Source organism: Sphingomonas sp. SP1, from assembly GCF_058313395.1.
Map to the genome: position 1 here is coordinate 1,884,460 of NZ_JBZFLC010000001.1, position 11,991 is coordinate 1,896,450.

At 63.5% G+C, this 11,991-nt stretch carries 13 protein-coding genes; 1 reads left to right on the forward strand and 12 read right to left on the reverse strand.

Annotated features, from left to right (window positions below; translation table 11 throughout):
• Nucleotides 1-140 precede the first annotated feature (140 nt).
• From rseP to AC4GYS_RS09590, 10 genes are all read right to left on the reverse strand, one after another.
• A complete protein-coding gene (gene rseP, locus AC4GYS_RS09545; protein ID WP_491109395.1) occupies nt 141-1,271 on the reverse strand; it encodes an RIP metalloprotease RseP in 1,131 nt (376 codons plus the stop codon).
• A complete protein-coding gene (locus tag AC4GYS_RS09550; protein ID WP_491108849.1) occupies nt 1,271-2,434 on the reverse strand; it encodes a 1-deoxy-D-xylulose-5-phosphate reductoisomerase in 1,164 nt (387 codons plus the stop codon). Before AC4GYS_RS09550 ends, rseP begins: the two co-directional genes overlap by 1 nt.
• Nucleotides 2,431-3,081, reverse strand: coding sequence for a phosphatidate cytidylyltransferase (locus AC4GYS_RS09555; RefSeq protein WP_491108850.1), 651 nt, complete (start codon nt 3,079-3,081; stop codon nt 2,431-2,433). The genes AC4GYS_RS09550 and AC4GYS_RS09555 overlap by 4 nt, the downstream gene beginning before the upstream one ends.
• On the reverse strand, nt 3,078-3,833 hold the full coding sequence (locus AC4GYS_RS09560) for an isoprenyl transferase (RefSeq protein WP_491108851.1): 756 nt from the start codon (nt 3,831-3,833) through the stop codon (nt 3,078-3,080). The genes AC4GYS_RS09555 and AC4GYS_RS09560 overlap by 4 nt, the downstream gene beginning before the upstream one ends.
• Entirely contained in the window at nt 3,830-4,387 is a 558-nt protein-coding gene (gene frr / locus AC4GYS_RS09565) for a ribosome recycling factor (protein WP_491108852.1), read from the reverse strand. The genes AC4GYS_RS09560 and frr overlap by 4 nt, the downstream gene beginning before the upstream one ends.
• Before the next feature lie 4 nt (nt 4,388-4,391).
• On the reverse strand, nt 4,392-5,117 hold the full coding sequence (pyrH, locus tag AC4GYS_RS09570) for a UMP kinase (RefSeq protein ID WP_491108853.1): 726 nt from the start codon (nt 5,115-5,117) through the stop codon (nt 4,392-4,394).
• Between the two features lie 101 nt (nt 5,118-5,218).
• Nucleotides 5,219-6,163 (reverse strand): translation elongation factor Ts, encoded by a 945-nt coding sequence (gene tsf, locus AC4GYS_RS09575; protein WP_491108854.1) that lies wholly within the window; start codon nt 6,161-6,163, stop codon nt 5,219-5,221.
• Nucleotides 6,164-6,276: 113 nt separating this feature from the next.
• The gene (rpsB, locus tag AC4GYS_RS09580) at nt 6,277-7,029 is read right to left on the reverse strand and encodes a 30S ribosomal protein S2 (RefSeq protein ID WP_491108855.1); all 753 of its coding nucleotides are present in this window, start codon (nt 7,027-7,029) and stop codon (nt 6,277-6,279) included.
• A gap of 442 nt (nt 7,030-7,471) precedes the next feature.
• Nucleotides 7,472-8,221, reverse strand: coding sequence for a CDP-alcohol phosphatidyltransferase family protein (locus AC4GYS_RS09585; RefSeq protein ID WP_491109396.1), 750 nt, complete (start codon nt 8,219-8,221; stop codon nt 7,472-7,474).
• A 41-nt stretch (nt 8,222-8,262) separates the two neighbouring features.
• The gene (locus AC4GYS_RS09590; RefSeq protein WP_491108856.1) at nt 8,263-8,991 is read right to left on the reverse strand and encodes a phosphatidylserine decarboxylase; all 729 of its coding nucleotides are present in this window, start codon (nt 8,989-8,991) and stop codon (nt 8,263-8,265) included.
• Between the two features lie 98 nt (nt 8,992-9,089).
• Between AC4GYS_RS09590 and AC4GYS_RS09595 the strand changes: the two genes are divergently transcribed.
• Nucleotides 9,090-10,325, forward strand: coding sequence for an NADP-dependent isocitrate dehydrogenase (locus tag AC4GYS_RS09595; RefSeq protein WP_491108857.1), 1,236 nt, complete (start codon nt 9,090-9,092; stop codon nt 10,323-10,325).
• Here AC4GYS_RS09595 and AC4GYS_RS09600 read toward each other — a convergent pair.
• Nucleotides 10,313-11,518 carry an FAD-dependent oxidoreductase gene (locus AC4GYS_RS09600; protein WP_491108858.1) on the reverse strand — a complete coding sequence of 402 codons (1,206 nt, stop codon included), beginning with the start codon at nt 11,516-11,518 and terminating at the stop codon, nt 10,313-10,315. The genes AC4GYS_RS09595 and AC4GYS_RS09600 overlap by 13 nt on opposite strands.
• Before the next feature lie 220 nt (nt 11,519-11,738).
• Nucleotides 11,739-11,948 carry a hypervirulence associated TUDOR domain-containing protein gene (locus AC4GYS_RS09605; protein ID WP_491108859.1) on the reverse strand — a complete coding sequence of 70 codons (210 nt, stop codon included), beginning with the start codon at nt 11,946-11,948 and terminating at the stop codon, nt 11,739-11,741.
• Nucleotides 11,949-11,991: the final 43 nt, after the last annotated feature.

Here is an 11,991-nt window from a genome sequence, read left to right on the forward strand (position 1 = left end):
AAGCGCCGGGAAGTAGTCAGATGTGGATTGGCAATCACGCGCGTCCCCGCCCTTGGTGAATTCCGGCCGCCGCATTGCAGCAGCCCCTTGGAAAAAAGTGCCGCCTGCCCCTGCCCCAGACGATCACCGCGATCAAGCGTCTAGCCCATCAACCGCCCGATACTCTCCCACAGGCCGAACGAGTGGAGATCGTTCAGCGTGGTGAACAGGAAGAGTGTCAGCAATGCGGCAAGCCCGCCGCGAAAAGCCCACTCCTGCGCCCGCTCACCCAGTGGTCGGCGACGAACCGCCTCCACCGTGTAGAGTGCAAGGTGCCCGCCGTCGAGCATGGGGACTGGCAAGAGATTGATGAACCCGAGGCTTATCGAAAAGAGCGCGACCAGCTGAACGAACTCAAAGAAGCCGAGCGATGCAAATTGTCCGGCGATCTGCGCCATCTTCATTGGGCCGTGAAGTTCGCTGACCGGCCTCTTGCCGGTAATGAGTTGCCACAGGCCGGTCATCATGGCCCGAGTGGTCTCGATCGTATGTTCAACCGCGGCAGGAATGATTTCCAGCAAGCCAAGTTTTACATATTCGGGTTGCGAACCCGCAATTCCGACGCGCCCGATGCGTGAGCGCCCGCCGAAGCGATCGATCAGCTCGACCGACTGAACCTGCAGGTCGGCGGTGCGCACGGTGCCTGCCCGCTCGAAGGTCAGCCGTACCTGCTCGTCGGGCCGAAGGTTGATGTACCGGCCAACTTCCTCGAAGTCGTCCATCGCCTCACCGTCGACGGCGACGATCCGGTCGCCCGGCTGCAAGCCGGCCTGTGCAGCGACCATCCCCGGCTCGACCGCGCTGACGAGCGTGGGCGTCCGCGGGGCGCCAAAGGCTGCGAAAAAGGCCGCGAAAATGAGGATCGCCACCAGAAAGTTCGCGGCGGGACCAGCGAGTACGATGAGGAAGCGCTGCCAGACCGGCTTGGCATGGAAACTCCGCGCCCGGTCCTCGGGCGACAGCTTGTCGAGATCCTTGCCCATGCTGGCGGGATCCATGTCGCCGGCGAATTTGACGTAGCCACCAAGCGGCATCCACCCGATCTTCCAGCGCGTGCCCCGCTTATCCGTCCAACCGGCCACTTCACGACCGAAGCCGATCGAAAAGGTTTCGGCTCCGACCCCGAACCAGCGGCCGACGATGTAATGGCCATATTCGTGGATGAAGATCAGCGGCCCCAGCGCCGCCAGAAAAGCCACAAGGATGAGGCCGATGGACGGCTGGTCGAGGATCATTGGGCGGTTCCGCCGATCAAATGGCCGGCGAGCGCTCGCGCCCGCTGATCCAGCGCGATCACGTCCCGGATGGTGGCAGGCAAGGGCTCACTCATGCTTTCAAGGGTGCGCTCTACGGTCGCGGCGATGTCTGCGAAGTGAATACGGCCGGCCAGGAAAGCCTCCACTGCGGCCTCGTTCGCCGCATTGAGAATGACTGGTGCGCCTCCTCCGTCCCGCAACGCCGCGCGCGCCAGACGCAAGGCTGGGAAGCGAAGCTCGTCAGGGGCCTCGAAATCGAGACGGGCGACGGACAGCAGATCCAGGCGCTCGACGTTCGTTGCCATCCGTTCCGGCCAGGCAAGTGTGTGTGCGATGGGCACCCGCATGTCGGACGGCCCCAATTGGGCGAGCATCGATCCGTCGGAATATTCGACGAGCGAATGGATGATCGATTGCGGATGAACCAGAATGTCGATCCGCTCTTCCGAAAGGCCGAACAGGTAATGGGCCTCGATAAGCTCAAGCCCCTTGTTCATCATCGTTGCGCTGTCGACGGAAATCTTTGCGCCCATCGACCAGTTGGGATGCGCGATAGCCTGCTTTGGTGTCGCCCTTGCCATCTCGGCAGCTGGCCAGGAACGAAACGGGCCCCCGCTTGCCGTGAGGATCAGCCTTCTCACCGACTCTCTATCCTGTCCGGCAAGGCACTGGAAAATGGCGTTATGTTCTGAGTCCACCGGCAGCAACGTCGCGCCTGATCTGCTCGCTGCCTCGGTCATGAGGGCGCCGGCGGTGACGAGCGCTTCCTTGTTCGCGAGAGCGACCGTCTTCCCCGCGTCCACCGCCGCCATTACTGGTTCCAGGCCGGCGCAGCCGACGATCGCCGCCATGACGAAATCGGCCTCCCCCGTCGCGGCCTCGTTCAGGCCCGCACCGCCGGCCGCGGCCTGAATGTTCGTCCCGGATAGCGCCGCCCGAAGGTCCGGAAGGAGTGTTTCGTCGGCAATGACTGCAAGGCGCGCGTCGAACCGCCTTGCATCTCCGGCCAGCTGGGTGACGTTTTTGGCGGCAGTCAGCGCCGTTACCTCGAAGCGGTCCGGGGCGGCTGCGATCAGATCGAGCGTTGATTGCCCAACCGAACCAGTCGCACCAAGTACGGCGACCCGTCGCCTCGTCATGCCAGCCCCGCCATGACCCCGACCCCCGTCAGGACCGCGACCGGAACCAACCCATCCAGCCGGTCGAGAACCCCACCGTGCCCGGGTATGATGGCGCCAGCATCTTTGACCCCGGCCTTTCGCTTCAGCCAGCTCTCGAACAGGTCGCCAGCCGCGGCGGCCAGTGCGAAGGGCGCTGCAAGCAACAGCCAGACCCAATGAAGGTCACGGTGCCAGACCCACAGGCCGGCCAGCAGGGTCGCGGCGGCAATCCCTCCGAGCAGGCCGCTGATGGTCTTGTTCGGGCTGATGGTCGGCGCAAGCTTGGGTCCGCCGACCGACCGTCCGACGAAAAATGCCCCGATGTCCGAGGCCCAGGTCACGATGAAAGCCCAAAGCACGAGCGAGAAGCCGACGTGATCGGAAGGGTCCGCGCCGGCCCGCTCCCGAACCCATAACAGTGCCAAAGCCGGGATGAGCGCATAGAAAAAGCCGGCGATATTCCAGCCGAGCCCCCAGCCGCGCACCAGGCGTGACCATTCATAATACATCAGGGTCGCGGCGGCCGCGACCAGGATGGCGAACGCCGTCCCGCCGAACCACTCGGCAGTCAATGCGACCAGGATCATGATGACGCCCGCGACGGAGCGCAGGCCGATTTCGCTCATCGGCCGCCGAACCGGCGTTGGCGCCGGGCATATTCGGCAAGGGCGCCATTGAATGCTGCCTCGTCGAAGTCCGGCCACAGCGTATCGGTAAAGACCAGCTCCGCATAAGCGGCCTGCCACAGGAGGAAGTTCGACAAGCGCACTTCGCCCGATGTGCGGATCAGCAGGTCGAGAGGCGGCAGGTCGCATGTCTGCAGCAAAGCGGAAATCGCTTGCTCGTCGACCTCTTCCGGCGACATCTGGCCGGCCTCGACGCGGCGGGCCAATTCACGCGCAGCCGCTGCAATCTCCGCCTGGGACCCGTAGCTGAGCGCCACCACAAGCGTAAGGCGCTCATTGGTCTTCGTTTCCTCGACCGAATGGCGAAGCTTGGCCAACAGGTCACTGCCGAAGCGGTCGGGGTCGCCGATCAGCCGGAGCCGAACCCCCTCTTTCTGTAGCGTCTGCAATTCGCGCTCGACATAGAAGCGCATCAATCCCTTGAGGTCGGTGACTTCTTCTTCGGACCGGCGCCAATTTTCCGAGGAAAACGCATAGACTGTGAGGCATTCCACTCCGGCATCGACCGCGGCCTGCATGGCACGCCGCACGGCCTCCGCCCCGGCGCGATGACCCGCGACGCGCGGCAGATGGCGGCGCTCCGCCCAGCGCCCGTTGCCATCCATGATGATGGCGACGTGCCGCGGAACCTTGGCCTGATCGACGGAGGCCGTCGCTTCCGCCGGTAGGACCGGAGTGGACGCCGCCGTCACTTGCCGAGGATTTCCTTTTCCTTCGCATGGAAGGCGGCGTCGACCTCCTTGATGGTGTCGTCCGTCAACTTCTGGACTTCCGTATCGAGCCGCTTGTGCTCGTCCTCGGAAATCTCCTTCTTCTTCTCGTCCTGCTTCAGCTGGTCCATCGCGTCGCGGCGCACGTTGCGCACGGCGATTCGGGCCTTCTCCGCATATTGTCCGGCGAGCTTGGCCAGTTCCTTGCGGCGCTCTTCGGTCAGGTCGGGGATCGGCAAACGGATATTCTGTCCGTCGGTGATCGGGTTGATGCCTAGGCCGGCGCTGCGAATAGCCTTTTCCACTGCGTTGATGTTGGACCGGTCCCACACCTGGACGGACAAAAGCCGGGGCTCCGGCGCGGACACGGTCGCGACCTGATTCAAGGGCATGTTGGCGCCGTAGACCTCGACCTGGATCGGATCGAGCAGCGCGGTCGAGGCACGGCCGGTACGCAGGCCGGCAAGATCGTGCTTCAATGCTTCCACCGCGCCGTGCATGCGGCGGCTGACGTCGGCCTTGTTGTAGGCGGGCATGGGTTCAAGCTCCTTCGTTGTGGACGATCGTCGCAGTCCCCTCGCCCGCCAGCACCTGGGCAAGATTGCCGGGCTGCCGGATGTTGAAGATGACGATCGGAATCTGGTTGTCACGGCACAGCGCGACCGCAGCCGCGTCCATGATCTTGAGGTCTTCAGCCAGCACTTGGTCGAAGCCGATACTGTCGTAGCGGCGGGCGTCAGCGACCTTCTTGGGGTCCGCGCTATAGACGCCATCGACACTGGTGCCCTTGAACAGGGCGTGACACTTCATTTCGGCCGCGCGAAGGGCCGCGCCGGTATCGGTAGTGAAGTAAGGGCTGCCAACGCCGGCGGCGAAGATCACGACACGGCCCTTGGCGAGGTGTCGCTCGGCACGGCGGCGGATCACCGGCTCGCACACCTGATCCATCTTGATGGCGGATTGTACGCGGGTTTCGACACCCATCTGTTCAAGCGCATTCTGCATTGCGAGGGCGTTCATCACGGTCGCAAGCATGCCCATGTAATCGGCTTGGGCCCGGTCCATGCCCTGGGCCGCGCCAGCCATGCCGCGAAAGATATTGCCGCCGCCGATAACAAGGCACAACTCGAAGCCCTGGTCCTTGGCCGCTTTCACTTCGGCAGCGATGCCGGCAACGGTGGCGGGGTCGATGCCGAACTGACCCGGGCCCATCAACGCCTCGCCCGACAGCTTCAGAAGTATGCGATTGAAGCGGGGGCGAGCCATGCGGGTGCGGGTATCCTGAACGTAAGACGAGGCGGACGCGCTTCTATGGCGCACCCGCCCCGTTGCCAACCTTCTTTGCCGCGATGCGACAACAAGGGTGCTTAGGCGACCGGCTCGACCTTGTTCTGGCCTGCGGCAGCAGCCACCTCCGCCGCAAAGTCGCTCTGCTGCTTCTCGATGCCTTCGCCCAACTGGAAGCGGACGAACTGCTTCAAAGTCACAGGCGCGCCAGCGTCCTTGCCGGCCTGCGCGACGACGTCGGCGACCGGGGTCTTGTTGTCCATCACGAACAACTGGCTCAGAAGTGCGTTCTCCTTGCGGAACTTGGCGATGCCGCCTTCGACCATCTTTTCGATGATATTGGCCGGCTTGCCGCTTTCGTTGGCCTTCTCGGTAGCGATCGCGCGCTCGCGCTCGACCATCGCCGGATCCAGATCCTCGGCATTGAGCGCCAACGGGTTGGCCGCCGCGATATGCATGGCGATCTGCTTGCCGAGCGGTTGCAGAACGTCGGCCGGGGCCGTGCTTTCCAATGCGACCAGGACACCGATTTTGCCCAGATTCGGTGCGGCGGCATTGTGGACATAGCTCACGACCACGCCCTGGCCGACCTCCAGCAGCTGCGCGCGACGCAGCGACTGATTCTCGCCGATGGTGGCGATGTTGGCGGTCAGCTTTTCCGCGACGGTGCCACCACCCGGATAAGCGGCGTTGCCCAGCGCATCGACGTCGCCGCCGCTCTGGAGGGCAAGCTCAGCTACGTTGCGGACGAATTCCTGGAAAGTCTCGTTCTTGGCAACGAAGTCCGTTTCGGAATTGACCTCAACCACCGCGCCCTTGGCGCCTTCGACAGCAACGCCGACCAGCCCTTCGGCGGCCTGGCGACCGGCCTTCTTGGCGGCCGCGGCAAGACCCTTGGCGCGCAGCCAATCGATCGCCGCTTCCATGTCGCCGCCGGTCTCAGCCAGCGCCTTCTTGCAGTCCATCATGCCGGCGCCCGTGCGCTCGCGCAGTTCCTTGACGGTAGCGGCCGTTACTTCAGCCATTTTCTGTGATCCTCTTCAGACAATCCCGTTCGCAACGATCGAAACCGGGATGCGTTATGCGGCGCCCCTCGCTCACGCTCGAAACGAACGCAGAGGGACGCCGCAGACTTGGATTAAGCGATGGCCGCTTCGACTGGCGGCTCTGCCATCTCACCGATGTCCTCGCCGCGCGCCTGGGCGCCGCCGGACTTGCCGCTGCTGGCAGCCGAAGCGACCGCCTCGCAGTAAAGGCGAATGGCGCGGCTGGCGTCGTCGTTGCCCGGAACCGGAAAGGCGATGCCGTTCGGATTCGAGTTCGAATCGAGGATCGCCACGACCGGAATGCCGAGGACGTTGGCTTCCTTGATCGCCAGCTCTTCCTTGTTGGTGTCGACCACGAACATGACGTCCGGCAGGCCACCCATGTCACGAATACCGCCGAGGCTCTTTTCGAGCTTGTCGCGCTCACGGGTGAGCTGAAGAACTTCCTTCTTGGTCAGACCGGCGGTGTCGCCCGACAGCTGCTCCTCAAGGCTCTTGAGACGCTTGATCGAGTTGCTGATCGTCTTCCAGTTGGTGAGCATGCCGCCCAGCCAGCGGTGATTGACGAAATGCTGACCCGACTGACGGGCCGCCTCGGCCACAGCGTCCTGCGCCTGGCGCTTGGTCCCGACGAACAGCACCTTGCCGCCACGGGCGACGCTTTGCTGAACGAAATCGAGCGCACGGGCGAACAGGGGAACGCTCTGCGAAAGGTCAATAATGTGAACGCCGTTGCGGTCGCCGAAGATGTACGGCTTCATCCGCGGGTTCCAGCGGTGGGTCTGGTGGCCGAAGTGGGCGCCAGCCTCAAGCAATTGCTGCATGGTGACGACGGTGGTCGCCATAGGGATAAACTCCTTCCGGTTATTCCTCTGGGAAGCGGTAACAGCGAAGAGCCGAAGCTCGCCGGTGCACCGGGTTATGTTGCTTCCCATGCGGGGTTGAGGTGCGCGCCGTTAGCGCAGGCTTTGCATTGGCACAAGCGCAGTTCGTAGGGCCTTGCCTATTGACAGGCGAGAACAGACAGTGAACATTGGCCCGATACCGATGATTACGGGTCCACTGTGGAACCGAAACGAATCGGCTGGGTTACCGGACAAAGCGAAGGAAAACCGCCAATGTTGCTGACCGTTCTCGCTACTCTCCCATTCTTTGCCGCGTTGCTTTTGGCCGGCGTTGCAATCGCAGCGACCCTGACCGAAAGCGGCAACAAGGTGGTGCTGGCATTGAAGGGGCGCTCACCCCTTGCAGAGCCTGTTCTGATGACCCGACCGACGACTGTTCGGTTTACCCAGCGGGCAGTTCCGCTGCGGACCGCCGCCGTTCAGCCTCGGTGGCGCGCCGCCGCTTGACCTTGGCGTAACTTGCCAGCGCAAGTGGAAGGCAGACGAGGTATAGGCCGCTGATCGCCAGCAGCGTCCACCACGGCTCGACGATTAGCGCCGCGAAGAGGAGCGCTACTGCGGCCAGCGCCAGCAATCGAACCGAGCGCCGGATTCGAATGGACGTCCAGCTGTAGGTCGGCAGGTTGGAGATCATCAATAGCGCGATGAACAGCGTCCACCCCATGACAATGGGCCAGGCGCGAAACTGCTCGAAACCGACCAGCCATAGATAGATCGGTACAAAGGCCAGACCCGCTCCAGCCGGTGCCGGCACACCCGTGTTGAAGCCGGCCGATTTGTGCGGCTGTTCCGACACTTCGATCCGAGAATTGTAACGGGCAAGCCGAAGCGCGCAACAGACGGCCAGCGCGAGTGCGGCGATCCAGCCGAAGCGCGGCGCATCATTCAACGACCACAGAAACAACACCAGCGCGGGCGCTGTTCCAAATGCGATATTGTCCGCCAGGCTATCGAGCTCCGCCCCAAATTTGCTCTGCGCCCGGAGCAGGCGTGCGATGCGGCCGTCGAAGCCGTCCAGCACACCTGCCAGCACGATAGCGCCCAAGGCTTTGTCCCACTCCCCGCCGATCGCGAACCGAACGCCGGTCAAACCCAGGCATAACGCCACCGCCGTGATCGCATTGGGAATCATGGCCCGAAAGGTGATTCCTCCCGGGGCCTGGGGCGCGAGGCTCACTGGGCAGACCCAGTCAAGCCAGGATCGACGCCGATCTCCCCGACCACCGTCTCGCCGGCAATCGCGCGTTGACCCAGCAGCAGGCGAGAGCCAGTCCCGGCCGGAAGAAAGACGTCGACCCGGCTGCCGAAGCGGATGAGACCGATGCGCTCACCAGCGGTCACCCGGTCGCCCTCAGCGACAAAAGCGAGAATGCGACGGGCGACCAAACCCGCGATCTGCGTGAAGCCGATCTGCGTACCGTCGGCGCCCTCGACAACGAAATGCTGCCGCTCATTGTCTTCGCTCGCCTTGTCGAGGTCGGCGTTGACGAATTTGCCTGGCACATAGGCGATCTTGCGAATGGTGCCGGCGATCGGCGAGCGGTTGATGTGCACGTCGAACACGCTCATGAAAATGGAAACGCGGGTGAACTCCCCCTCCCCCAGTGTCGCCCGCAGCTCAGGCGGGGCCTGCGTTCGCTTGATCTGGGTCACGAGACCGTCGGCCGGGCTGACGATCAGCCTGGGGCTGACCGGCGTCGTCCGCACGGGATCGCGAAAGAAGGCGGCGACCCAGATCGTCAGGCCAACCAGCAGCCAGCCCAGGAAATGGCTGATTGCCAGATAGGTCACCAGCGTCACGCCGCCAGCGATCAACAGATATTTGCGCCCTTCCGGATGAACAGAGGGGAAGCGCCACTTGACCGCGGTCAGCTGACTGTCGGGATTGGGGAGTTCTGCCATAGCGCAAGCCCCTAGCCCAACCTGCCATCAAGTTGCCAGAGCGCTTCGCCCCCGCTATCCGCGCCGCGACTTTCTGCATCCCTCAGGACAGGCGCGAAATGACTAAGATCAAGGTGAAGAACCCGGTCGTCGAACTCGACGGCGACGAGATGACCCGCATCATATGGCAGTGGATCCGTGAGCGGCTGATCCTGCCGTACCTGGATGTCGACCTTCATTACTACGACCTGTCGATCGAGAACCGCGACGCGACCGATGACAAGGTCACGATCGATGCGGCGAACGCGATCAAGCAGCATGGCGTCGGCGTGAAGTGCGCCACCATCACGCCGGACGAGGCCCGGGTCGGGGAATTCGGCCTCAAGAAGATGTGGAAGTCGCCCAACGGCACCATCCGCAACATCCTGGGCGGCGTCGTCTTCCGCGAGCCCATCGTGATCGCCAACGTGCCGCGCCTGATCCCCGGCTGGACCGACCCGATCGTGGTGGGCCGTCATGCCTTTGGCGACCAGTACAAGGCGACCGATTTCCGCGTGCCGGGCCCAGGCAAGCTGACGATGAAGTTCACGGGCGAGGACGGCCAAGTCATCGAGCATGAGGTCTTCGAGTTCGAAAGCTCGGGCGTCGCCATGGGCATGTACAACGTCGACGAAAGCATCCGCGACTTTGCCCGCGCCTGCCTCAATTACGGCCTGCAGCGCGGCTGGCCGGTGTACCTGTCGACCAAGAACACCATCCTGAAGGCTTATGACGGCCGCTTCAAGGACATCTTCCAGGAAATCTACGAGGCCGACTTCAAAGCTGATTTCGAGAAGGCGGGGATCGAGTACCAGCACCGGCTGATCGACGACATGGTCGCCTCCGCGCTCAAGTGGAGCGGCAAGTTCGTTTGGGCCTGCAAGAATTACGACGGGGACGTCCAGTCGGATCAAGTGGCCCAGGGCTTCGGATCGCTCGGTCTCATGACCTCCGTGTTGATGACGCCGGACGGCCAGACCGTCGAAGCGGAAGCTGCGCACGGCACGGTGACCCGTCACTACCGCATGCACCAACAGGGCAAGGCGACCTCGACCAACCCGATCGCCTCCATCTTCGCATGGACCGGGGGCCTGAAGTTCCGCGGCCGTATCGACGATACGCCGGAAGTGGTGCAGTTCGCCGAAACGCTCGAGCGGGTTTGCGTCGAGACGGTCGAGGACGGCAAGATGACGAAGGACCTCGCGATCCTGGTCGGACCCGACCAGCCTTGGATGACCACCGAGCAGTTCTTCGAAGCAATCCGCCAGAACCTCGAGACGGCCATGGCCGAGCTGAAAGTCGCTCAGCCGGCGTAAGCGTCAGGGCTTTGCACGCGTTCCCGCCGTATCCCGAGGCCGATCATCCGGCCCGGGATGCGGCGGAGGCGCGGCGCACGGTTCAACAGCTTGATCACCCAAGGGGCATCCTCCAGCGGAGGGCCGGGCTGAAGCAAGCGCCCGATGATTCGTTCCTGAGCCGCTTTCTGCGCGGCCTGGACCAGGCGGGTGGGCAGCAGCCGCCGCTGCTGCACCGCGGCAAGCTGGTCGTCGATCGGTTGGCCCGCCTTGAGCGGAGCGGCGAGAATGTTCGCGGCCGCGACCGCGTCCTGGACGGCTAGATTGATGCCGACGCCCCCGATCGGGCTCATCGCATGAGCGGCATCGCCGATCGCGAGCAGGCCCGGCCTGGACCAACGGGTCAATCGGTCGAGCTCAACGCTAAGCAGCTTGAAGTCATCCACGGAGTCCAGATCGGACACATCGACATCGGGAGCGGCCGCGACGACCGCATCGCGGATCGGCTCGACCCCGCCCGCCAACAGATCTTCGGCCTTGCCTTTGGGAATGACGAAGGCGCACTGCCAATAGTCGCCGCGATCGATCATCACCAGGATACGGCCACGCTCGGCCGAACCGCGCAGCGCCGAGCCCCCAGTCTTTTTCGTCAGCCGGAACCAGAACACGTCGATGGGCGCACCCAGCACCTCGAGCGGAAACATGCCCCGCCGCCGAACGATGGACAAGCGCCCGTCCGCGGCGATCACTAATCGGGCCCGCCGTTCCTCCCCGTCTTGCAAGCGAACGCCAACAATACGCCCGCCTTCTTCACGGAAGTCATCGACCTCGGCGTTCAACTCGAGCGAGAAACCCGGGTAGGTGGCGGCTCGATCGCGCAGGAAGTCCAGGAAATCCCATTGCGGCATCATGGCGATGAAGGGTGCCGGCGTATCGAGGTGCGACAAGTCACCAATCAGCCAGTCGCGTCCCGCAATTCGTAACTCCGCGCGATCGAGCCGGTTGTGCGGACGCCGAAGGAAGCGCTCGAGCAGCCCGAGCTGGTCGAGGATCTCCATGGTCGAAGGGTGAACGGTGTCGCCGCGGAAATCCCGAAAGAAATCGGCATGCTTCTCAAGCACGGTCACCGTACAGCCGGCACGGGCGAAGAGCAGGCCCGTCATGATCCCGGCGGGACCGCCGCCAACGACGATCAGGTCACGATCCGCCTTCACCGAACCGTTCGGCCCAATTTGGACAACATGGACACTGCGTCCCCCTTCTTCACCTTACCGTGGTGGCCGGCCGCACGGGCGGCATGGCGGAGCGTCAGGCCGAACGCGTGATCATCCCGTCATGCTGACAGGCGAATTCCTGTTATGGAAGCAGTCTGTTCAGCTCATCTATGCCGCGCCCCAGATACGTTGCGGTGAGGCCGACCGGTAAGAGGCGGCCTCAGGCCTTGGTCAGGGAAGCTGGCTTGTGGGCTGCCTGCTTGCCGTCCTCCGTTTCGACCAGATATTCCGGATTCTCCTTGGAGGCGGCAACATGATGGCCCTTGATGTCCATCGGCGAGGTGAGTTTCTTAACCACCTTGCCATGCGCCGTGCCGCCGCTGCTCTTCCAGCTGACCTTGTCACCAGCCTTGAAGCTCTTCTCCGTCATCCATCTTCTCCCGGAACCTTGGGGACCGAACGAGCAAAGCTCC

Coding starts and splice junctions, on each gene's coding strand:
- AC4GYS_RS09550 (WP_491108849.1), bottom strand. CDS start 2,434: ATGACGAGGCGACGGGTCGCCGTACTTGGTGCGACTGGTTCGGTTGGG.
- AC4GYS_RS09555 (WP_491108850.1), bottom strand. CDS start 3,081: ATGAGCGAAATCGGCCTGCGCTCCGTCGCGGGCGTCATCATGATCCTG.
- frr (WP_491108852.1), bottom strand. CDS start 4,387: ATGCCCGCCTACAACAAGGCCGACGTCAGCCGCCGCATGCACGGCGCG.
- pyrH (WP_491108853.1), bottom strand. CDS start 5,117: ATGGCTCGCCCCCGCTTCAATCGCATACTTCTGAAGCTGTCGGGCGAG.
- tsf (WP_491108854.1), bottom strand. CDS start 6,163: ATGGCTGAAGTAACGGCCGCTACCGTCAAGGAACTGCGCGAGCGCACG.
- rpsB (WP_491108855.1), bottom strand. CDS start 7,029: ATGGCGACCACCGTCGTCACCATGCAGCAATTGCTTGAGGCTGGCGCC.
- AC4GYS_RS09585 (WP_491109396.1), bottom strand. CDS start 8,221: ATGATTCCCAATGCGATCACGGCGGTGGCGTTATGCCTGGGTTTGACC.
- AC4GYS_RS09590 (WP_491108856.1), bottom strand. CDS start 8,991: ATGGCAGAACTCCCCAATCCCGACAGTCAGCTGACCGCGGTCAAGTGG.
- AC4GYS_RS09595 (WP_491108857.1), top strand. CDS start 9,090: ATGACTAAGATCAAGGTGAAGAACCCGGTCGTCGAACTCGACGGCGAC.
- AC4GYS_RS09605 (WP_491108859.1), bottom strand. CDS start 11,948: ATGACGGAGAAGAGCTTCAAGGCTGGTGACAAGGTCAGCTGGAAGAGC.